Annotated in this window: 23 protein-coding genes, 1 tRNA gene and 1 riboswitch; of the genes, 6 read left to right on the top strand and 18 right to left on the bottom strand. The window is 63.7% G+C overall.

The window, feature by feature from the left end:
• Nucleotides 1-31: 31 nt before the first annotated feature.
• The 7 genes from AC0NIL_RS17160 to AC0NIL_RS17130 all read right to left on the bottom strand — a co-directional run bounded on the left by AC0NIL_RS17160 (nt 32) and on the right by AC0NIL_RS17130 (nt 6,772).
• Complete coding sequence (locus tag AC0NIL_RS17160) at nt 32-619, bottom strand: NAD(P)H-dependent oxidoreductase (RefSeq protein ID WP_064993738.1); 588 nt, start codon at nt 617-619, stop codon at nt 32-34.
• Complete coding sequence (locus AC0NIL_RS17155; protein ID WP_473573124.1) at nt 619-1,200, bottom strand: NAD(P)H-dependent oxidoreductase; 582 nt, start codon at nt 1,198-1,200, stop codon at nt 619-621. Before AC0NIL_RS17155 ends, AC0NIL_RS17160 begins: the two co-directional genes overlap by 1 nt.
• Entirely contained in the window at nt 1,200-2,603 is a 1,404-nt protein-coding gene (locus AC0NIL_RS17150) for an FAD-binding oxidoreductase (RefSeq protein WP_473573172.1), read from the bottom strand. Before AC0NIL_RS17150 ends, AC0NIL_RS17155 begins: the two co-directional genes overlap by 1 nt.
• Nucleotides 2,603-3,895, bottom strand: a complete 1,293-nt coding sequence (locus AC0NIL_RS17145) for a cytosine deaminase (protein ID WP_473573125.1) — start codon at nt 3,893-3,895, stop codon at nt 2,603-2,605. Before AC0NIL_RS17145 ends, AC0NIL_RS17150 begins: the two co-directional genes overlap by 1 nt.
• Before the next feature lie 195 nt (nt 3,896-4,090).
• Nucleotides 4,091-4,942, bottom strand: coding sequence for an ABC transporter permease (locus tag AC0NIL_RS17140; RefSeq protein ID WP_013531128.1), 852 nt, complete (start codon nt 4,940-4,942; stop codon nt 4,091-4,093).
• Entirely contained in the window at nt 4,929-5,756 is an 828-nt protein-coding gene (locus tag AC0NIL_RS17135; protein ID WP_013531127.1) for an ABC transporter ATP-binding protein, read from the bottom strand. The genes AC0NIL_RS17140 and AC0NIL_RS17135 overlap by 14 nt, the downstream gene beginning before the upstream one ends.
• An 11-nt stretch (nt 5,757-5,767) precedes the next feature.
• A complete protein-coding gene (locus tag AC0NIL_RS17130) occupies nt 5,768-6,772 on the bottom strand; it encodes an ABC transporter substrate-binding protein (RefSeq protein ID WP_013531126.1) in 1,005 nt (334 codons plus the stop codon).
• A 264-nt stretch (nt 6,773-7,036) separates the two neighbouring features.
• Between AC0NIL_RS17130 and AC0NIL_RS17125 the strand changes: the two genes are divergently transcribed.
• Both AC0NIL_RS17125 and AC0NIL_RS17120 read left to right on the top strand, forming a co-directional pair.
• Nucleotides 7,037-7,420: a RidA family protein gene (locus AC0NIL_RS17125; protein ID WP_013531125.1), complete on the top strand. Its 384-nt coding sequence runs from the start codon at nt 7,037-7,039 to the stop codon at nt 7,418-7,420.
• Nucleotides 7,421-7,474: 54 nt separating this feature from the next.
• Entirely contained in the window at nt 7,475-8,278 is an 804-nt protein-coding gene (locus AC0NIL_RS17120) for a creatininase family protein (RefSeq protein ID WP_013531124.1), read from the top strand.
• Between the two features lie 313 nt (nt 8,279-8,591).
• Here AC0NIL_RS17120 and AC0NIL_RS17115 read toward each other — a convergent pair whose 3' ends face one another.
• Both AC0NIL_RS17115 and cobD read right to left on the bottom strand, forming a co-directional pair.
• Nucleotides 8,592-9,101, bottom strand: a complete 510-nt coding sequence (locus tag AC0NIL_RS17115; protein ID WP_013531123.1) for a tyrosine phosphatase family protein — start codon at nt 9,099-9,101, stop codon at nt 8,592-8,594.
• On the bottom strand, nt 9,098-10,147 hold the full coding sequence (gene cobD, locus AC0NIL_RS17110) for a threonine-phosphate decarboxylase CobD (RefSeq protein ID WP_013531122.1): 1,050 nt from the start codon (nt 10,145-10,147) through the stop codon (nt 9,098-9,100). Before cobD ends, AC0NIL_RS17115 begins: the two co-directional genes overlap by 4 nt.
• Here cobD and cbiB point away from each other — a divergent pair.
• Nucleotides 10,146-11,117 carry an adenosylcobinamide-phosphate synthase CbiB gene (gene cbiB / locus AC0NIL_RS17105; RefSeq protein WP_224621749.1) on the top strand — a complete coding sequence of 324 codons (972 nt, stop codon included), beginning with the start codon at nt 10,146-10,148 and terminating at the stop codon, nt 11,115-11,117. The genes cobD and cbiB overlap by 2 nt on opposite strands.
• A gap of 36 nt (nt 11,118-11,153) precedes the next feature.
• Here cbiB and cobO read toward each other — a convergent pair whose 3' ends face one another.
• From cobO to AC0NIL_RS17080, 5 genes are all read right to left on the bottom strand, one after another.
• Nucleotides 11,154-11,768 (bottom strand): cob(I)yrinic acid a,c-diamide adenosyltransferase, encoded by a 615-nt coding sequence (cobO, locus tag AC0NIL_RS17100; protein ID WP_013531120.1) that lies wholly within the window; start codon nt 11,766-11,768, stop codon nt 11,154-11,156.
• Between the two features lies 1 nt (nt 11,769).
• A complete protein-coding gene (gene cobU / locus AC0NIL_RS17095) occupies nt 11,770-12,285 on the bottom strand; it encodes a bifunctional adenosylcobinamide kinase/adenosylcobinamide-phosphate guanylyltransferase (RefSeq protein WP_013531119.1) in 516 nt (171 codons plus the stop codon).
• Nucleotides 12,278-13,048, bottom strand: coding sequence for a CbtA family protein (locus AC0NIL_RS17090; protein WP_013531118.1), 771 nt, complete (start codon nt 13,046-13,048; stop codon nt 12,278-12,280). The genes cobU and AC0NIL_RS17090 overlap by 8 nt, the downstream gene beginning before the upstream one ends.
• A 15-nt stretch (nt 13,049-13,063) precedes the next feature.
• Nucleotides 13,064-13,243 carry a CbtB domain-containing protein gene (locus AC0NIL_RS17085; protein WP_013531117.1) on the bottom strand — a complete coding sequence of 60 codons (180 nt, stop codon included), beginning with the start codon at nt 13,241-13,243 and terminating at the stop codon, nt 13,064-13,066.
• Nucleotides 13,244-13,279: 36 nt separating this feature from the next.
• Nucleotides 13,280-13,484, bottom strand: a riboswitch (cobalamin riboswitch).
• A gap of 56 nt (nt 13,485-13,540) precedes the next feature.
• Nucleotides 13,541-14,740 carry an MFS transporter gene (locus AC0NIL_RS17080; RefSeq protein WP_013531116.1) on the bottom strand — a complete coding sequence of 400 codons (1,200 nt, stop codon included), beginning with the start codon at nt 14,738-14,740 and terminating at the stop codon, nt 13,541-13,543.
• Nucleotides 14,741-14,963: 223 nt separating this feature from the next.
• Here AC0NIL_RS17080 and AC0NIL_RS17075 point away from each other — a divergent pair, with 223 nt between their 5' ends.
• Together AC0NIL_RS17075 and AC0NIL_RS17070 are read left to right on the top strand one after the other, a co-directional pair.
• Nucleotides 14,964-15,962, top strand: coding sequence for a heparan-alpha-glucosaminide N-acetyltransferase (locus AC0NIL_RS17075; protein WP_473573130.1), 999 nt, complete (start codon nt 14,964-14,966; stop codon nt 15,960-15,962).
• Complete coding sequence (locus tag AC0NIL_RS17070) at nt 15,959-16,435, top strand: methyltransferase family protein (protein WP_013531114.1); 477 nt, start codon at nt 15,959-15,961, stop codon at nt 16,433-16,435. The genes AC0NIL_RS17075 and AC0NIL_RS17070 overlap by 4 nt, the downstream gene beginning before the upstream one ends.
• An 85-nt stretch (nt 16,436-16,520) precedes the next feature.
• On the opposite strand, the gene AC0NIL_RS17065 is transcribed toward AC0NIL_RS17070, so the two are convergent.
• From AC0NIL_RS17065 to AC0NIL_RS17055, 3 genes are all read right to left on the bottom strand, one after another.
• Nucleotides 16,521-16,907: a MerR family transcriptional regulator gene (locus AC0NIL_RS17065; protein ID WP_013531113.1), complete on the bottom strand. Its 387-nt coding sequence runs from the start codon at nt 16,905-16,907 to the stop codon at nt 16,521-16,523.
• Between the two features lie 157 nt (nt 16,908-17,064).
• On the bottom strand, nt 17,065-18,483 hold the full coding sequence (gene mgtE, locus AC0NIL_RS17060) for a magnesium transporter (RefSeq protein WP_013531112.1): 1,419 nt from the start codon (nt 18,481-18,483) through the stop codon (nt 17,065-17,067).
• Nucleotides 18,484-18,672: 189 nt separating this feature from the next.
• Nucleotides 18,673-18,757, bottom strand: a tRNA-Leu gene (locus AC0NIL_RS17055).
• Nucleotides 18,758-18,989: 232 nt separating this feature from the next.
• On the opposite strand from AC0NIL_RS17055, the gene lipB reads away from it, so the two are divergent.
• A complete protein-coding gene (gene lipB / locus AC0NIL_RS17050) occupies nt 18,990-19,733 on the top strand; it encodes a lipoyl(octanoyl) transferase LipB (protein WP_013531111.1) in 744 nt (247 codons plus the stop codon).
• 21 nt (nt 19,734-19,754) lie between these two features.
• Here lipB and AC0NIL_RS17045 read toward each other — a convergent pair whose 3' ends face one another.
• Nucleotides 19,755-21,005, bottom strand: coding sequence for a site-2 protease family protein (locus tag AC0NIL_RS17045; protein WP_473573132.1), 1,251 nt, complete (start codon nt 21,003-21,005; stop codon nt 19,755-19,757).
• Between the last annotated feature and the right edge of the window lie 39 nt (nt 21,006-21,044).

The raw sequence follows: 21,044 nt of genomic DNA, 5'->3' as shown, positions 1-21,044 counted from the left end.
TTTGTGGGGGAAGGAAGGGAAAGTCGCCCTCTCAAAACCTTTCCAGCTTCCCTCGCACCTTCGCCAGAAACGCCGCCCTTGTCGCCGGTGTCGAGGCATCCATCAAATAGTGCGCCAGGAAAAAGGTCCGGCAGCGCGTGGCACACAGCGCCCGCATGCCACGCAAAAGGGTCTTGCGTCCCGGCTGGCCGACGACCACGCTCCACCAGGTCGGGGCGCCGCAGGTGGTGATGACGCCGACCTTGGTTACATGCGTCATCAGCGACTTGATCCGTCCCTTGCCGGCCGGCAGCTTGAAGGCGACGTCCGTTGCCCACACCCGGTCGAGCCAGCCCTTCAGCATCGCCGGCAGTCCGTACCACCAGGTCGGATAGACGAACAGGATCGCTTCGGCCCAGTTGAGCAGTTCGAAATGCGGCTTCAGTGCCGGGTCCTGCGGCGCCTGGTCATTGTAGGAGCGCCGCTCGCCGCAGCCCATCACCGGGTCGAATTTCTCCGCATAGAGGTCGAGCAGCCGCACCTCCCAGCCTCGTCGCATCAGCACGTCGATGGCAGTGTCGCGGATGGCGGCGCAAAAGCTCTCGGGTACCGGATGGCAGTAGACCACCAGCGCGCGCATCAGAAGGCATCCATGCTGGCCGCGACCTTGGTCGTGAAAGCCTTGCGCGAGCCGTCGGTAGACAGGTTCATCGCGTAGTGCGCGAGGTAGGTCACCGGCGCGCCCGGTTTGACGGTGGCGCGCAGCATCCGCTTGATCAGCCTGCGCGGCGGATCGCCCATCAGCATGGCGCGGAACCGGCTGCCGCCATAGGTGGTCACCGCCGCAACCTTGCGAATGTTGTGCAGCGACGGCTGCGCCTTGCCGTCGACCAATTTGAACGACACGCCGGGCAAGAACACGCGATCGAAAAAGCCTTTCAGGATCGCTGGAAAGCCATAGTTCCAGACGGGATAGGAAAGCACCAGCGCATCGGCGCGCAGCAGGCGCTCGACATAAGGAGCGACAGCGTCGGCGGGGCCCCGTGGGTTGTGGTAGTCCAGCCGCTCCTGGCGCGTCAGTCGCGGATCGAAACCCTCGGCATAGAGATCGCAGTCGTCGACCGTATGGCCCGCCGCCGTCAGGCGCTCGACGATCATCCGATGCAGGCCGGCATTGAAGCTGGTCTCGACCGGATGGGCGTAGAGGACGAGGATGTTCATCATCCTACCTTCTGCAGCCCCTTGAACAAAAAAGTCCGCCCGGAACGGTAGTCGTAGTCCGGGTTTTCCCAGGCGATCATCTTGCCGGGGTTGAGGAGCCCTTGCGGATCGGTCTCGCGCTTGAAGGCGAGTTGCACCGCGTCGGTCTGCTTCATGCCGCCCTCTTCCAGCGTGTAGCGATGCGGGTTGAAGATCGGGCAACCGTTCGCTTCATGCAGGCGCACGATCTCGTCGAGCCGCGCTTCGGTCGTGAACTTGACCAGCGGCAGGCCGAAGCAGGTAATGTTGCCGTCCAGCCGCACGAATTCGAGATGCGAGAAAACCTCGCCCGGAAACATCGCATCCATCTTCTCGACAAGCGCCAGCTGGTTGGGAAAGGGATAGAGCGACTGCAGATAGGTGATCGAAGGGTCGACGCGCAGCGCCCTCAGCGTGGTGTGGTTCCAAGCCAATTCATAGGCCGGCGGCAGGCCTTTTTTCTCATCCGGCGTCGCCGTGGCCGCATTGTAGATCACCTCGCCGCCGGCACGCCGGGTGAAGGCAAGAAAAGCGTCCAGCCCATGCTGCGCCACCATGACGAGGCAAATGCTCTGCCCGTCGCTCAGGAATTTCTGGTGCCGCTTGAAATAGAGCTGCGGCACGGGTGCGGCGATCGGTGTGATCAGCTTGGTCAGGATGCCGTCCTGACACGCCAGCGCATTGCCATAGCGGGCCGCATCCATGAAAGCGTCGAAGCCGACAATGACGTCGATCCAGTCATAAGCCGCGGTCAGCGGCATCTCGACTTCCGATATGATGCCGTTGGTGCCGTAGGCATGGGTCACCTTGTGCAGATCCGCGCCGGTGAGCTCGAGCGCTTTCGGCTCGACCTCCATGGTCACCACGCGCAGCCGAAGCACATTGCCGAAATCGCGCAACCCGCCGAAATTGATCGAGCCGACGCCGCCCGAACCGCCGGCGATGAAGCCGCCAATCGAGGCTGTGTTGTAGGTGGAGGGCGATAGCCGCAGTTCCTGCCCGGAATGCGCCCGCGTTGCCTTGTCGATATCGGCCAGGATCGCCCCCGGCCCGGTCACGACGCGACCCGGAGCGATCGACTTGATCTCGTTCATCTCGGCAAGGTTGAGCACGACGCCGCCGGAGAGCGGCATCGCCTGGCCGTAATTACCGGTGCCGCTGCCGCGCGGTGTCACCGGCACGCCATGACGATGACAGGCGGCAAGCACGCGGATCAGTTCGGCCTCGTTCTTCGGCGTCACGATCAGGTCGCCGGTGACATGGTCGAGCTGCTGCTTCAGCACCGGGCTGTACCAGTAGAAGTCACGGCTCTTCTGCTGGACGATGGCCGGATTGTCGTCGACCTTCAGGCCTTCGAGATCGCGTTTGAGCGCCGAAACATCCATCATTCCACCATCAGTTCGTCGAGTTCGGCATAATCTGGCAATTGGCGGTCGATCACCTTGCCGCCGCGCACCACGATGCGATCCGATTCGGGCCGCGACAGCAATTCCGTCCAGCTTCGGCCTTTGAACACGATGAAATCGGCATCACCGCCGGCAGCCAGCGTGCCGAAGCCATCAAACCGCATCACCTTGGCCGGCGTCGCGGTGACCGCTTGCGGCCAGTCGGCGACCGGATGATCGAAATGCAGGATGCGCGTCGCCATGCGGTAGACCTCCAGCATGTCGAGATCGCCATAGGCATAGAAGGGATCACGCGTGTTGTCGGAAGCAACCGCCACCGGAATGCCCCTCGCCTTCATCTCGTGCAGCAGCGTCACGCCACGCCAGCGTGGCGTGGTGCCGTCGGCGCGCCGGTCCTGCAGATAGAGATTGCACATCGGCAGCGAGACGACGGCGAGCCCCGCTTTCGCCACCTTGTCCAGCGTGTCGAGCACATCGAGATCCGGCTGGCGCGCCAGCGAGCAGCAATGGCCGACGAGGATCTTTCCTTCGAAACCGTTCCACAGAGCGGCCTCGGCGATCTTCTTCAGCGATATGGCGGAAATGTCGTTGGTCTCGTCGGCATGGAAATCGAGATCGAGGCCATGCTTGATGGCCTGCGCGAAGACGTGGTCGAGCAGCTCTTCGAGGTCCGGCGCCATATAGGTGACGACACCGAGCACGCCCTTTGCCGCGGCAACCCTCTTTGCCAGCCTGTCGAACCACTTTTTGTCGCGCACGCCTTCGATGCCAAGCAAGCAGGCGCCCTGCAACTCGATGCGGCCGCGCCATTCCTCGCGCATCGCCTCGAACGCCGGCCAGGAGATCTCCTCCTGCGGCGCGACGCTGTCGATGTGGGTGCGCAGCGCCCTTGTGCCATGGGCGTAGGCGCAGCGCAGCGAGAAATCCATCCGCCGCGCCAAATCCTCGGCGCTCCAGCGTGCCACACGATCGGCATCGGCGGCATTCAGCGCGCCCATGAACGTGCCGTCGGGATTGGGCTTTCGCGGCCAGATATGGCCCTTGTCGATATGCGTGTGGCAGTCGACGAAGCACGGCAGGATTATACGGCCGCCCAGGTCGACCGCATCAGCGGATCGGCCATGCGCGGTGATGCTGGAAATCTTGCCGTCGGCCACAGCGATGTCGGCAAGCCCGAAGCCGTCAGCATCGAAGGGCGCGGAAAGGCCTGGCGTCAGTGAGCGATGAAGGCGAACATTGGCGAGATGGTAAGAGCCGGAGGTTGGTATCAAGCGTTGCCCCCCTCTGCCCTGCCGGGCATCTCCCCCTCAAGGGGGGAGATTGGCAGCGTCCGTGCCGGCTCATTTTTTTCAATGTTGGAGATTGGCGAAGATCGTGACAGCGGCCAATCTCCCCACTTGAGGGGGAGATGTCCGGCAGGACAGAGGGGGGCGCCTCGCACCAACATATCAATCACGTCACACACCCTAGCGCTCCTGCTTCAGCGCGCTTTCATGCCAGCGCCGCAAGATGAGATGCGATATCAGCGACAGCACGAGGAAGATCAAAATGCCGGTCAGCGAGATCAGGAACAGCGCCGCGAACAGCCGCGGCGCGTTGAGCCGGTAGCCGGCCTCGATGATGCGCGAGGCAAGGCCGGACGACTGGCCGGTGGTACCGGCAACGAACTCGGCCACCACGGCGCCGATCAGCGACAGGCCGCCGGCGATCTTCAACCCGCCGAGGAAATAGGGCATCGCCGCCGGCAGCCTGAGATAGCGCAATTGCTGCCATCGCGTCGCGCCGTTGAGCTTGAACATGTCGCGCAGATTGCGGTCGACGGAGTTGAGGCCAAGCGTGGTGTTGGACAGGATCGGAAAGAAGGCGACGATCCAGGCGCACAGCAGAAGCTTGGTCGTCTGGTCGTTCACATAGATGTTGATCAGCGGAAAGATCGCCACGATCGGCGTCACCTGCAGCACGATGGCGAAAGGGAAGAACGACATCTCGACCCATTTCGACTGCGCGAACAGCACCGCCAGCCCGACCCCGCCTATGACCGCCAGAGCCAAGCTGAGAAAGGTGATGCGCAAGGTGACCAGCAGCGAGGAAAACAGCAGGCCGGCATCGTTGTAGAGCGTCCACAGCACCACGCCGGGACGCGGCAGGATGTATTGCGGGATCTCGTTCCACACGCAGATGCGATCCCACAGCCAGATCGCCAGGATCATGATCGCCAGCGGCAGCACCCAGCGGCCGATCCGTTCGAACCGCGCCTGGCGCACGCGGCGTGCTTCCTCGGGATCGAGTTGGAGCATCCGCTCGTCAATGGCCGTCATAATGCGCGCCTGCTGTTGAGTTGATGGCCTTGACCAGCACGTCGGAGGCCTGACGGCACAGTGCCGCATAGTCTGGCGAGGTGCGAAACGCCTCGTCGCGCGGATAGGAGGCCTCGATGGCGAGTTCGTCGAACACCCTGCCCGGCCGCGCCGCCATGACGACGACGCGGTTGGACAGGAACACGCTTTCGAAGACACTGTGGGTGACGAAGACGACGGTGAACCGTTCGTCCTGCCACAGTTCCAGGAGATCGTTGTTGAGCTTGAAGCGGGTGATCTCGTCGAGTGCCGCGAACGGTTCGTCCATCAGCAGTACGCGCGGTTTGGTCACCATGGCGCGCGCTATGGATACGCGCATCTTCATGCCGCCTGACAGTTCGCGCGGCACTGCGTCTTCGAAACCGGTCAGGTGAACCCGCGCCAACATCTCCGTTATCGTCGGTGTCGCCTTGGCGCGCGAAATGCCTTTCAGCCGAAGCGGTAGCCAGACATTGTCGAAAACATTGGCCCAAGGCAGCAGCGTCGGCTCCTGGAAGACGAAGCCGATGTTCGAGCGGTCGAGCGAGCCGCCACCGCGCCAATCGAGCACGCCGGAAGTTGGCGTCGACAGGCCGGCGATCAGCCGCAGCGCCGTCGACTTGCCGCAACCCGACGGCCCGAGCAGGCTGACGAAATCGCCTTCCCGGATGGTCAGGTCGACGTCGCTGAGCGCCGTCACGCCGTTGGAGAACACCTTGCCGACGCCCTTCAGCGCCAGGAGCGTCGGGGCCGCACCCGACGCAGCCGGCGCTTGCGCCACTTTTTCCCTTATCATTCCGGGGCGGCCTATTTCTTCAGCTCGAGCCCGACGCCTTTGTTGATGAAGGTCAGCGTGTAGGCCTTCTTGATGTCGATGCCGGCTGGCGTGACCTTGGCCTTTACCATCTTGTCGTAGAAACTCTTGATCCGCGCGTCGGTCATGGCGCCAATGCCGAGCTTTTCGGTGTCGCCGGAATCGGCCAGGCCGAACTTCTTCATCTGCTCGATCGAGAACGCGATCTGCTCGTCGCTCATGTCGGGATTGTCTTTCTTGATCATGTCGTTGGCGGCTTTGTTGTCGCCGTAGAGATATTTGTACCAGCCCTTGGCCGAGCCATCGACGAAGCACTGGACCACCTCCGGCTTCTTGTCGATCGTGTCCTGCATCACCTCGATCGTCGTCGAATAAGTGTCCCAGCCATAGTCGGCGAGCAGGAACTGGTTCGGCACGAAGCCGCCTTCCTTCTGGACCGCGAACGGCTCTGAGGTGACGTAGCCCTGCTGGATCGACTTCTTGTTGGCGAGGAAGGGAGCGGTGTTGTAGGTGTAGGGCGCGCGTTTGGAGGCGTCGAAGCCGAGTTCGATGACCATCCACTGGAAGAAGGTCTGCACGCCCTCGTCGCCCAATATGTACTGGTCGGCGTTCTTCAGGTCCTCCCATTTGTCGAGCCCCTCGCCGGGGTGGGACATGATGACCTGCGGGTCCTTCTGGAAATCCGCCGCCACCACGCGCATCGGTATGCCTTGCTGGACCGCATCGAAGGCCGACAGCAGATTGCCGCCCATGTAGAAATCGATCTTGCCGGCCAGCAGCATCGGCCGGCCGCTGACTTGCGGACCGCCCTGCATGATGGTGACGTCGAGGCCACAGGCGGCGTAGGTGCCGTCCGCCACGGACTGGTAATATCCGCCATGTTCCGGCTCGGCCAACCAGTTGGTGCCGAAGGTGACTTTCTCATTCGCAGCCGCACCCAGCGTGCTGGCTGCAAGCAGGGCCACAACCGCCACCGAGATCTTCTGTTTTCCGTACATCGACACCACCCTCTGTTTGCTCCGGCGCGCCACGCGCCAGGCTCGACACCAAAGATTCAAGAAGCAAGACACATGCCACCGGCGTCTGGCGCCGGGACCGCCCGCTTGAAAGACGTTGCCATGCCAAGCGCGAACGGGTCATGCTGTACGGAAGGCATCGTGCCTATTTTTTGAACGGCTGTCCACAATCGCCCGGGCAACATGCACCGCCATCTTGAAGGTGTAATGAGTCCGGCTTTAGGTGGCGGCATCCAGGAGATTGCCATGTTCAAATTCCTCACCCCGAAGTCCATCAAGCCGCCCTTTGCCCGCTATAGTCACGGCGTCGAGGTGCCGGCCGGCAAGCGGCTTGTGCTGTGCTCGGGCCAGGTCGCCATCACCGCCGACGACCTGATTCCCGAAGACGCCGGAGCGCAGGCCGAACTCTGCTTTCAAAACATCGCGGCGGTTCTCGGCGAAGCCGGCCTGGGTCTCAGGGATATCGTGCGCATCAACGCCTATGTCACCGACCGCGCGCATCTGCGGCCCTATATGGACGTCCGCGACCGGCTGTTTTCGAGCCCCGCGCCAGCGTCGACATTGATGATCGTTTCCGGCTTTGCCCGGCCCGAATTCAAGGTCGAAATCGAGGCCATCGCGGCGGGGTGATCGACAGGCCGCCCGTCCCGCGCTAGGTCTGCCTGACCATTGAAGAGGCATGACATGACCGTACCCAAAAGACGCGTGTGGTGGGGCGACTACCGGACCACCGAATACGCCTCGATCGATCCCGAGGCGACCATCGCCGTGCTGCCAGTGGCGGCGATCGAGCAGCATGGGCCGCATCTGCCTGTTTCGACCGACACGTCGATCATGAACGGCATGCTCGACACGGTCATTTCGCGCCTGCCCGACGATCTCGACATCCGCATCCTGCCGGTGCAGGCCGTGGGCAAGTCCAACGAACACCTGCATGCGCCGGGTACCCTCACTCTGCCGGCAACCACGCTGATCGAAGCCTGGACCGAGCTTGGCCTGTCGATCGCGCGCGCCGGTGTGCGCAAGCTGATCGTGGTCAATTCGCATGGCGGCAACGAGGAGATCATGGGCATCGTCACGCGCGAATTGCGCGTGCGCGAAAAGATGCTGGCGGTGAAGACCAGCTGGCAGCGTTTTGGTCGTCCGGCCGGCATGTATACCGAACTGGAGGACCGTCACGGCATCCATGGCGGCGATGTCGAGACCTCGCTGATGCTGCATTTCCGGCCGGACCTCGTGGACATGGGCAAATCAGACAGTTTCGTTTCCAATGTCGCCAAGGCCGAAAAGGAATTTTCGCTGCTGCGCCACACCGGCACCCACGCCTTCGCCTGGATCGCCAGCGATCTCAACCCGAACGGCGTCGTCGGCGACGCCAGCATCGCGACGGCGGAGAAGGGCCGGCTGACGGCAGAATATCAGGCCGACGGCTTCATCAGCCTGCTGCAAGATGTGCGCAAGGCGAAGCTTGCCGACTGGCTGAAGTAGCCTAACTGCGAGGCACAGATGTTCTGACCGTCCGATGGCAGATCGCCGGCTCCCAATTTAGCGGAAGCCTTTCTGCCCTCGTCATCCTGGGGCGAAGCAAGGAGCGAAGCGACGCGGCGCGGACCCCAGGATCCATGCCGGGACTCGGAAGCGCTGCTACGGTGCAGAAGTCTGCTCCGCTGCATTCCTCGACAAAGGTCGCGGCATGGATCCTCGGGTCTTCGCGACGGAGCTTCGCTCCTGCTCCGCCCGAGGATGACGAAGACGGGGAGGCTTCAGCTAACTTACAACGGTCGTATCGTTCCGCTCAAAACTACACATCGATCCTCAGCGCAAAGGGCGTGCCTTCAAAGGCGTCCGCGCCGCGCCCGATCGATTCGATCGCCTCGACCATGCGGCCGTTGCGCTCAAGCAACGCATCGGCCACGGCGATCAGTCGCGGATTGGGCGTTGCCGAAGGCGACAGCGCCCGCAGCGTCCGCGCCAATTCGGCCTCGTCACGCTTCGGCGCCAGTGCTGCCGCGATGATATAGGCCGAAGCCGTCGAGCGGCTGATGCCGGCATAGCAATGCACGAGCATCGGCCTTGCCCGGTCCCACCGGCGCGCGAAATCGAGCAGATTGCGGACATGATCTTCGCCCGGCATGGTCATGCCGTCCTGCGCCACCGCGATGTCGTGCATGACCAGATGCAGGTGGTTTTCCCTCGAGATCGAGGCCGGCCGCACCACCTCCGTTCCGGCGGCGAGCAGCGAAAGCATGCGGTCGGCGCCGGTCCTGGCCACCGTTTCCTCGATCTTTGCCAGCGAGCAGACATGGATCATTGTTTTGAACCCTTCGATTGATGCTCGCGCCGCGACGCCCATTCGGCAAGTGCGGATTCGAGCCGCTGCCATTCCTCCTCACTGCCCGGCAGGCCGGCGCGCAGAACGTCAGGCCGGTCGGCAAAATGGCGAAGCAGGATGCCGCGCTCGCCGAGCGCTGCAAACAAATCGGCGGCATTGGTCAGACTGAGGAAACGATACAGTGTGGTTCCGCCCGCAACAGGAACGCCGAAGCGGCCGAAAAGCGCATCGAGACGCGCCGATTCACCGGCCAACGACGCCCGCATCACGTCCTGCCACCCGATGTCGGCAAGCGCGCGGATGCCATATTCCAGCGCCGGGCCGGCGACGGCCCATGGTCCGAACTGCGTATCCAGCCGGTCGACCGTCGCAGTATCGGAAAGTGCAAAGCCGAGCCGCAGTCCGGCCAGGCCAAAGAACTTGCCGAACGAGCGCAGCACGACGAGGCCGCCCCGACCGACATCGCCCGCGAGGCTGTGCTGACGCGGGCCGACATCCATGAACGCCTCGTCGACGACCAGCAGTCCGCCCTTGGCGCGCAATCCGGCGGCCAGAGCCAGCAACCGGTCGCGCTCTATGACACGTCCATCCGGATTGTTCGGATTGACGATGATGACGAGGTCGGCGTCCGCCAACGCTTCGAAATTATCGACCTCCGCCACCTGGTGCCCGGCGATCGCGGCAGCGCGGGCATGTTCGGCGTAGGTCGGACCCAGCACCAACGCCTTGCCGGGCGAAATGAGCGACGCAACGCGCGGCAACAGGATCTGTGTGCCCGGCGCCGCCACGACGTTGGCTGGCGACGGCGCGCCGTAAGTACTGGCCGCGATCTCTGTCAGGTCGCGTGTGCGCGCGGCTTCCGGCAACCGCGACAGCGAGGTGGCGGGCAGGTCGAAAAGCGGGTAGGAGTGCGGATTGATACCGGTCGAGAGGTCGACGAAAGGCAGCAGGGCGTTGGGGAAAAGCACCCTCGCGCGGCCAAGACTTCCACCATGGTCCACAACCGCCCCATTAAGAAGCTTCATGTCAGTCCTGATCGCTTTCCTGTCATTGGTCGTCGAATTCGCCCTCGGTTACCCCGACTGGCTGTTTCGCGCCATCGGCCATCCGGTGACGTGGTTCGGCAGGCTGATATCCTTTCTCGACCGCAGGCTCAACCGCGCCACTGATCCCGACGCGCTGCGTCGCAAGCGCGGTGTCCAGGCGCTGCTGGTCATCGTGCTGGTGCCGGCGGTGATCGGCCTCAGCGTACAGATCCTGTTCTGGTTCGTTCCCATGGGCCTGGTCATCACGGCCCTTCTGGCAACGTCGCTGCTGTCGCAGAGGAGCCTCTATGAGCATGTCGAGGCGGTGGCTGACGCCCTCGACACCGGCGGCCTTGCTTTGGCCCGCCTTGCCGTTTCGCGGATCGTCGGTCGCGACCCTGAAACGCTCGACAGGGCCGGTGTCTGCCGCGCGGCGATCGAGAGCCTGGCCGAGAACTTTTCCGACGGCATCGTCGCCCCTGCCTTCTGGACCGGCGTCGGCGGCCTGGCTGGCGGCGCCGCCTACAAGGCCGCCAACACCGCCGATTCGATGATCGGCCACCGCACCCCGCGCCACGAGGCGTTCGGCTGGGCGGCGGCGCGCTTCGACGACTGGATCAACCTGCCGGCGTCGCGGCTGACGGCGCTTCTGATCGTGCTGGCGGCGTTCTTCGTCAAAGGCGCTGATGCGAAAAAAGCCTGGCATGCGGTGCGGCGCGACGCGAAAAAACACCGCTCGCCCAATGCCGGCTGGCCGGAAGCGGCGATGGCCGGTGCGCTCGGCCTGGCGCTCGCCGGCCCGCGCTTCTATGGCGGCGTGCTGGTCGACGACGTCTTCATGGGCGAAGGTGGGCGGCGTGAAGCCGACAGCCTCGACATCAGGCAGGCGCTGAAACTCTATCGCGTCGCCGACTATCTGCTGATCGCTCTGTTCGGGTTGGTTTCGGTCGTTGTCATCGTTGTGACCTAACCTCACCCTCCCCCGTCTGGGGAGGTTGAGGAACACTCAGAACTCGATCCCCTGCTGCGCTTTCACGCCGGCGGAAAAATGATGCTTGGTCACGCTCATTTCGGTGACGAGGTCTGCGGCCTCGACCAGCGCCGGCTTGGCGTTGCGGCCGGTGACAACGACATGCAGGCCCTCGCGCCGCGCTTTTAGCGCGCCAACCACTCTGTCGAGATCGAGATAGTCGTAGCGCAGCGCAATGTTCAATTCGTCGAGCACCAGCAGGCTGATCGACGGATCGGCCATCAGTTCGAGCACCTTGGCCCAGGCGGCTTCGGCGGCAGCGATGTCGCGCTTCAGATCCTGGGTTTCCCAGGTGAACCCCTCGCCCATCGCGTGCCACACGACACGGTCGCCGAAGGCGGCGAAGGCGTCCTTCTCGCCGGTGTGCCACTTGCCCTTGATGAACTGGACGACACCGACGCGCTTGCCGTAGCCGAGCATCCGCAGCGCCAGCCCGAAGGCGGCCGTGGTCTTGCCTTTGCCCGGGCCGGTGTTGACGATGAGCAATCCCTTCTCGACCGTCTTGCTCGCCACCTCGGCATCCTGCACCGCCTTGCGCTTGGCCATCTTGGCGCGGTGGCGCTCTTCATCCTTATTGTCGATATCGGTCATATCATTTCACCTTGAGCGGCAGCCCCGCCACCATCAGCAGCACCGTATCGGCAATCGCCGCGACCTGCTGGTTGAGCCGGCCGGCGGCATCGCGAAAGCGGCGCGCCAGTGCATTGTCCGGCACGATGCCTTGGCCGACTTCATTGGACACCACGAACCAGGGTCCGCGCGGCCGCGACAACACCTCCGCCAATCGCCGGCATTCAAGGTCCAGATCGTGTTCGGCCAGCATATGGTTGGTCAGCCACAGCGTCAGGCAGTCGACAAGCACCGGCCGATCGCCCGGCAAGGCGGCAAGCGCGCCGGCGAGATCGAGCGGTGCGTCGATGGTCGTCCAGCCGTCGCCGCGCCGCGACCGGTGCAACGCGATGCGCTCACGCATCTCGTCATCATAGGCTTGCGCCGTGGCGACATAGGTCCAGGGCGGCGGCAAGGCGGTCGCCAAAATTTCGGCGTGCGCGCTCTTGCCGGAGCGCGCACCGCCGATGAGGAAGGTCAGTGTCTTGCGATCAGGCAAAGCTGTCGCGCAGGCTGGTCGCGGTGCCGGTGAAACGACCGCGCACCACACCGACTACCGCTCCGAGCACCAGCCAGAACACCAGATTGGTCACGGTCACCGCCACCACGAACTGGTGATGCAGCCCTTCCGGAATCGCCGTCTCGTAACTGTCGGGCTGCGGTGCCCCGACAACATGCGGTGCGACGATCAAAAGGACGGCAAGGATCGCCAGCGGCAGCGACTTGCGGAACGCGATCAGGCCGAGACCGGCAGCGGTTGCCGCCACCGTTGCCCACCACCAGATCTGGCGCTGGGTGAGATCGGCGGCCGGCATGGCCGGCAGTTCCGGCGGCAGGCCGAGGCCCGGCGCCAGCGTGAACACGGCAAAGCCGGCCAAGCCCCAGAACACGCCCTGGCGCCAACCACCGATACCGCCGGCGAATTCGGAAACCGCGACCAGGATCAACCCGAAGCCGATGCCGGTGACGATGTTGGCAAGCACGCTGAAGGCGAAACGCTCGAAACCGTCTGCCGGCGCCCAGCCCTCGTCTTCCGCCGCAGCAGTCGCTTCGGCAGGGGCCGGAGCGGCTGTGCTCATGGCATTGCTATCCGTTGCTGCCGGAGCGGCATGGTCATGGTGATGCCCGCCGCCCGCCTGTTCGTAGACTTCCGCCTTCAGGATCAGCGGCACGGTCGCATAGGCCTGCATGCAGGCGAGAACGACGCCGGCCACGAGCCCTGCGATCGCCGCGATGAACACGACGTTGCGAAACAGGTTCATGATGTCAGCCCCTCGTCAGTGGCAGGGAAACGCCATCGAATGGCGATAGTCGTGAGCCGCATTGTGGACCGCATCGATATGCGAGAAGCCGACAAAGCCCATCACGAAAATGCCGAGCAGCGCGGCGAGCGCAAGCTGCATGAAGCGCGACTGCGAGGAGACGGAAGCGCCGAGGGAGACGGAAGCGGTAGTCATGTCTTGTCCTTTCGCCCTCCACCCGAGGGCATCGAAGTCAGTTTCCTGTCGCCGGCAGGTCTCCTGGCTCACGGATCAGCGTCCTTCCCCACCTTCCCGAAGAAAAATCTTCAGTGGCATATGGAGAGGACTACCGCACACAGTTGCGGGGGCAGCCACGGCATTGGGCGAAATCCGCCCTTACCGCATTCCCTCTTGGCTCCAAAATGGAACCGGCGACACCGGCGACTATAGGCAGAATCCTCGCGTCCGGCAAACCAAATTCCGCCGGCGACCGTTGCGAATGCGCCATGAAGGTCAAAGCGATTTCGGCAGATAGCGCCACGTCACGAAGCCGCAGACCGCCGCCAGCAGGCCAAGCGTGACGAACACCGAGCCCAGGCCGAAGAAGGCCAGCACCACCGAATAGACCAGCGGCGGCGTCAGCTCGGAAAAGTCGAGATAGGTGCGATAGACCGCCGCCATCTGCGATCTTTCATAGGAGCGCACCGAGCGCATGAAGGCGGTCGAGCCGAGCGCGTCGAGTGCAATGGTGAAGAAGGCGCCGCAGAGCAGGAAGGCGCCGGTGAGCAGCGGCACGGTTTCGCCGACGAAGCCCGCCGCCAGAAGCGCGACCGACATGGCGAAATAGGCAAATGTCATGGTCCTGCGGCCGCCAAAGCGCTTTCCCGCCTTGCCCCAGAAGATGGCCATGAACAAAAGCGCGTTGCCGGCCGAAACCAGCAGGCCGCCGGCCAGCTTGCCCTCACCCGTAATGACCATGAACAGCGGCCCATAGACGAAGAACGTCGTCCAGAAACAGGAGCGCCCAAACGCGATCAGCCAGGCCAGCCTGAGCCTGGGCTGGGCGATGAAGCGGCCGATATTGGCGAGCGGATTGGCTGGTCGCGTCTTGCCGGGACGGATCGACGGGTTGTCGCCGAGCCGGTAGGTCCAGAACAATGCCAGCAGCGCTAACGCGAACACGGCCACCGCGCCATGCGCGGCATAGACGCCGAAGCGCGTGTAGAGGAAGATGCCGAGCGTCGGCCCACCGGTCCAGGCCAGCATCGACCACGCCATGCGCAGCGATTCGGCCTGCATGAAGTCGGTCTTGCGGATGTGGTCCATGATGTAGAGGTTGAGCGTGATCGACAGCGCGCTGGCTCCCATCACCCGGCACAGCATGCCGGCCAGTTGCCCGGCAAGCGTGTCGGTGACGAAGAACAGCGAGCCGATGGCCAGCAGGCAGGCGCCCGCCGTGTAGACCCAGCGCCGGGCGAAACGGCGGATCAGCATCGGCATGAACAATGTCACCGACAGGCCGAGCATCGCCACGACGGTGTAGAGGATCGAGACGATCTGCTCGTTGTGCAGGATCTCGTAAGCCTGGATCGGGATGACGCTCGACACCGTGGCGCGGGCGAAGGATTCGACCGCATAGAGCGAAGCGAAGGTGCGCGCGTCCGCGGCCTTGAGGGCCGGTAGCCAGATCGGATGGCGCACATGGGTGGACATTGCTTTCCCCGAAGCAGATTCACCGGGTCAAATCTGCCGTGGCGACCTCAGCGCCAATAAGAGGAAACCGACGTGCATCCGGCAAAAGCGAAGCCGGCCAAAGGCTTTCCGGCACTGGCCCAATGCCGCGGCTGATCCGGCGTTATCGGCAGGGTTGCCGGTCTTCTTTTGTCCTGGGCAACCGTGATAGTCCTCCAGCGGGGCTGAATCAGAATGCGAGACCATGAGCATCCAAACGCCGACCGCGCCCATTCAGGATCGACCAAAGCGCATCGTCGCCATCGACATCGTGCGCGGCATCGCGCTGATCGCCATGGCAAGCTACCATTTCACCTGGGATCTGGAGTTCTTCGGCTACACCGATCCCGGCCTGACCGCCTTCGGCTGGTGGAAGATTTACGCGCGCTGCATCGCCTCGACCTTCCTGTTCCTGGTCGGCGTCAGCCTGTATCTCGCCCACGGCCGACAAATCCGCTGGAACGGCTTCTGGAAGCGGTTCGCCATGGTCGCCGGAGCCGCGATCGCGATTTCGGTCGTCACCCGCATCGCCACTCCGGACGGCTTCATCTTCTTCGGCATCTTGCACGAGATCGCGCTGGCCAGCCTGCTCGGTCTCGCCTTCCTGCGCCTGCCGGCGCTGCTGACGCTTGTCGTCGCCGCGCTCGTTATCGCCGCCCCCGTCTATCTGCGCTTCGAGGCCTTCGATCACCCATGGCTGTGGTGGGTCGGCCTGTCGGCGACCAATCCGCGCTCCAACGACTACGTTCCGCTGTTTCCGTGGTTCGGCGCGGTACTTGCGGGCATCGCGGTGACGAAACTCGCCGCAGGTGCCGGCCTGCTTGCCAGGCTTGCCAATCTGGCGCCCGGTCGCTTGGCCAACCCGCTGGTCTTCATCGGCCGGCACAGCCTGGCTTTCTATTTGATCCACCAGCCGCTGCTGATCGGCTGCGTCTGGCTGTTCTCGCAAATCATGCCGGCGCAGGTCGAAACCCCGCAGGTGAATTTCCTCAAAACCTGCCAGCTGTCCTGCGAGCAGTCGCGCGACACCGAGTTCTGTACGAGCTACTGTGTCTGCATGCTCGATACGCTCGAGGGCGAGTCCACGCTTGATAGGCTCTACAACAACGATCAGACTGCGGAGTGGAAAGCGCATTTGTCCGATCTCGCCGGCATGTGCACCGCCAAGACCGACAGCAAGTTGATGGAGGGAGGGGCCGAATGACCGAGAACCAGCCGAAGCCGGGGCTCATACCGTGGCCGCCGCTGATCTACATCGCCGCCATCGCCATCAGCATCGCACTGGGCCTGCTCTATCCCCTGCCCTGGATCGGCGACCTGCTGGGCGATATCCTGTTCGCGGCCGGCTGGGTGGCGCTGTTTGCCGTCGCCGCACTCTGGTTCACCGCGATCCGCACCATGATCCGGGCCAAGACCACGCTCAACCCCAACGCTGTACCCGATCACCTGGTCACCACGGGTCCCTTCGGCGTCACCCGCAATCCGATGTATCTGGCCAACACGCTGCTGTTGATCGGCGTCGCCTTTGTCTCGGGCATCGTGTGGTTCCTGCCACTGGCGTTCATCGCCGCCTATGCCACGCAGAAGGTGGCGATCGAAGGCGAGGAAAAGGTGCTGGCGGCAAAATTCGGCAAGAAATACCGCGACTACGCCAAACGCGTGCGCCGCTGGATTTGAGCTGGCTTTCAAGCGGCCAATCTCCCCCCTCGTGGGGGAGATGTCCGGCAGGAGAGAGGGGGGCGCTGTCCCTCAAACTCTCTGCCTAGGTATTCACGCCAAGCTCCACCAGCCGCTCCACACAAGACTCCTCGGCCTGGTCGAGTTCAGCCAGCGTCTCCTCGAGGTCGCGGCGTTTCTGCCGGAGATCCTCGCGCTTTTCCTCGATGCGCTTGATCATCAGGTTGAGCTGGCCGACTTCGCCGGGCGGCTCCTTGTACATCTGGATGATTTCGCGAATCTCGTTGATCGAGAAGCCAAGCCTTTTGCCGCGCATGATCTGGCGAATGAGCTGCCGGTCGGAGGGGCGAAACAGCCGCGTGCGGCCGCGCCGCACCGGCTGCACCAGCCCTTCGTCCTCATAAAAGCGCAGCGTCCGCGTCGACACGTCGAACTCGCGGGTCAACTCGGTGATCGAATAATATTCTCGCATTGCCACTCCCACACGCCGAAACACCGGGGCGATCGCCATCGCGGCGTCACCCTTCTGTCCCGAACCAAAACCCATGCCATGCCGGAATCGACATGGCGCCCCGCGCGAGCCTCGCACGGCATTTACGTAAAAGTCAATTGAGCCAAAAGGCGTGCCTTCAGGGCACGCCGAACCACCACGTGGCAATGCCGAGAAATGCAAAGAAACCGACGACGTCGGTAACCGTGGTGACGAAGACCGCCGAAGCGACCGCCGGATCGACCTTGAAACGATCGAGCAGCAGCGGGATCAGGATGCCGGCCAGGGCGGCCACGAACATGTTGATGATCATCGCCGCCGCGATGATCCCGCCCAGATTGGGATCACGGAACCAGGCTGCCGCGACGATGCCGATCAGGATGGCGAAGACGATGCCGTTGATGAAGCCGACACCCATCTCGCGGCGAATGATGCGGCCGGCATTGTAGATGTCGAGATCCCTGGTCGCCAACGCCCGCACGGTGACGGTCATGGTTTGCGAGCCGGCATTGCCGCCCATGCCCGCGACGATCGGCATCAGCACCGCCAGTGCCACGATGTGTTCGATCGTGCGGTCGAACAGGCTGATCACCGACGCCGCCAGGAACGCGGTCAGAAGGTTGATCAGCAGCCACGGAACGCGTGAGCGCGAGGTCGAAAAGATGCTGTCGGAAAGCTCTTCGTCGCCGACGCCGCCCATGCGCATCAGATCTTCCTCGGCCTCCTGCTGGATGACGTCGACGACATCGTCGATGGTCAGAACGCCAACCAGCCGTTCGTTCTCGTCGACGACCGCGGCCGACAAAAGATCGTACTGCTCGAATTCCCGCGCCGCCTCTTCCTGGTCCATGGTGGCCGGAATGGCGTGCCGCGTCTCGTGCATCACCTCCTCGACCTTGACCGAACGCTTGGTGCGCAGGATCTGGTCGAGGTCGATGGCGCCGAGCAGCTTGAAGCTCGGATCGATGACGAAGATCTGGCTGAAGCGCTCGGGAAGATTGTTGTCCTCGCGCATGTAGTCGATGGTCTGGCCGATCGTCCAGAACGGCGGAACCGCGACGAACTCGGTCTGCATGCGGCGGCCGGCCGTCTCTTCGGGATAATCGAGCGAGCGGCGCAGCCTGATCCGCTCGGTGAACGGCAGTTGCGACAGGATCTCGTCCTGGTCTTCCTGGTCGAGATCCTCGAGAATGTAGACGGCGTCGTCGGAATCGAGCTCCTGCACCGCCTGCGCGATCTGCGCATTGGGCAGATTGTCGACGATCTCCATACGGATCGCCTCGTCGACCTCCGTCAGCGAGGAAAAGTCGAAATCGGCGCCCAGGAGTTCGACCAGCGCGCGGCGCTGTTCGGGATGCAGCGCCTCGAGCAGATCGCCGAGCTCCGACTGGTGCAGGTCGTCGACTTCATGCTTGAGGGTCAGCGTGTCGCGGTCGGCGATCGCCGCGCCGATCCGCGCCAGGAAGGACGAAAGCACGGCGCCGTCCTCGCCATAGATGTCGGCGTGGTTGTCCTCGGCGGCCCCGGCGCCGGTCGTCCGTTCGTGCTCGCCTTCCACCAGCGCCTCCCGCCACAAGAATCCCGGAAAAGGTGCAAATCAGGTCTAGAGCATCGGACCCAAAAGGGGAAACCGGTTTTGGAGAAGCCGACGCTCAAAAAGAAAGTGGCGTAAAGTGCGGGAATATCAACGAAATGCGTCCGGCCCGCAGCGGGCGAGACCGGCACAAATCGGATTATGGGAAGAGAATGGTGCGGTCGAGAAGACTCGAACTTCCACGGGTTGCCCCACAGCGACCTCAACGCTGCGCGTCTACCAATTCCGCCACGACCGCACGTGGTAGAGCCGGAACCGACCGGCTCGCGGCGTGTAGCAAATCGTTTCCGGTGAAACAAGTGCACGGCAAGCAATAATGTCAGGCGATTGGCATAATGCTCCACAGGGCCCGAACGCAGCGCCGGAACTGGACGTTTGCGCCTGATATCGCCATATGGAAGGCAAGTTGATGTCGCCCAAAGGTGCGAGGCGTTTTTGGGCGCGCCATGGACAAACGAAAAGACGACGCCATGACCGAACGCAGCCAGATCGCCACGTCGTTCCTGCCGCTTCCCGGCTCGGCACCGGTCGAATGGCTGATCGAGCCCGGCCTTACCGCCTATCCCGAGGCACTTGCCTTCATGGAGGCGCGCGCCGAGGCGATCCGCAGCGGCGCTGCCGGCGAAATGGTCTGGTTGGTCGAACACCCGCCGCTCTACACGGCCGGCACCAGCGCCCGTGGCGAGGATCTGATCGACGCCAGCCGCTTCCCGGTCTTCGCGGCCGGACGCGGCGGCGAATACACCTATCATGGGCCGGGCCAGCGGGTCGCTTACGTCATGCTCGACCTGAAGCGGCGGCGCGAGGATGTCCGCGCCTTCGTCGCGGCGCTCGAACAGTGGATCATCGGCACGCTTGCCGCTTTCAATGTGCGGGGCGAGCGCCGCGAGGACCGGGTCGGCGTCTGGGTCGTGCGGCCGGATCGCCCTGCTCTGCCGGACGGTTCGCCGGCGGAGGACAAGATCGCGGCCATAGGCATCCGGCTGCGGCGCTGGGTGAGTTTTCACGGCATCGCCATCAATGTCGAGCCCGATCTCGACCATTTCAGCGGCATCGTGCCTTGCGGCGTGCAGGACCACGGCGTCACCAGCCTCGTCGACCTCGGCCTTCCCCTGACCATGGCCGATCTTGACCTGGCGTTGAAATCCGCCTTCGAGGATGTGTTCGGTCCCGCCACGGCCTTGCCTGTCGAAGCGGCCCGCAAAGCCGGCTGATCCTTCCGGATCCGGTACGGCTCAAATCAGCTGGGCGGAGGCCCACAACACGCCATAGCCATGGATGGCGAACACCGCCAGCAACGCTGCCGCCATGGCGAAGCGGTCGACGGTGCGGATCGGCTTCAGCTCGTGGCGTGGTTTAAACCCGCTGCTCATCGTCAGCAGGCTGAGGATCGAAAACACCGCTCCTGTCGCGAGCAGGAAGCTGGAGGAAAAGCCGGCCTGCCAGCCCACAGCCAGGAAAGCCGAGAGCAGGAAGAAAGAGGCCAGTGCCAGCGCGATCGGCCCCGGGCAGATCTGGCGCAGCACCTGGCCGCCGTCGAACTTCCACACCGGCACCAGATTGGCGATGTTGAACAGGGCGGCAAAGCCCGCCAGCGCCGCCAGCAGGGCCGCCGCCAGCCGGTGACCTTCCGTGCCGGCAAAGGTGCTTGCGGCGATGGCGATCGGCACCAGGAAGGCGGAAAAGCCGGCGCCCATCAATGCCACGAAAGCCACTTCGAAACGGCTGTCATAGGGCCGCCCGCCAATGGCGATGCCGCCGAGCAGCGGAATGAAGATCATCCGCGCCCGGTTGTGGCCCATCAGCCGGAACGCCGCCATATGGCCAAGCTCATGCAGGGCGACCACCGATGTGAGGATCGCGGCCAGTGCCAAACCGCCGAAGTGAAGGCCGAAGAATGGCCACAGGATCAGCGCCGAAAGCCCGGCAAAGCCGACCTGACTGAGCGGATGCTCGAACCAGCCGCCCTTGCGATGCTTTCCGGTCCGCGCCCAGCGCTGCAGCTTGGAGAGTTCGCGGCGTAGGGCGAAATAGCGGAACACCAGGAAGGCAACGCCACGATAGCGATCGGTCTGGCTGAGCGTCACCCGCGTGCTGTTGCCTTCCGAAACGAGTTCGGCGGTTTCGCGAAAATCCTTCCAGAACGAAGCGTCGAGTGCCGTATCCTCGATGACACGCATCGAGAAGCGGCTGCCTTCGACGACGTCTTCAAACCGCGACTTGCGTTCGATCGGCTTGCCGTCGCGACCTTCCCAGGACAGCGTGATGCGGGCCACGCCCTCGCCGTCCGGGGCCTCGGCGGACAGGATCTCACCGGACCAGCCGGCATCGCTGCCGAGCGGCCACAGCGCCTGCCAGAGGCGCTGCCGATCCATCGCCACCAGACGGGTCAGCCGGACCGTGCGCAAACCAAGCGGCACCGTCATCAACAGAAAGATCAGCCCGAGATTGCTGGCCACCAGAATGGCCGTGACGATGGGCGACACCTGGACGTTGCTCCCTGTCTTGCCGGGGCACTCTAACGT

The sequence above is a fragment of the Mesorhizobium sp. WSM1343 genome (genome assembly GCF_055901535.1).
The sequence above is the reverse complement of the archived record's forward strand: the minus strand, read 5'-3'. Positions and strand labels throughout refer to the sequence as shown.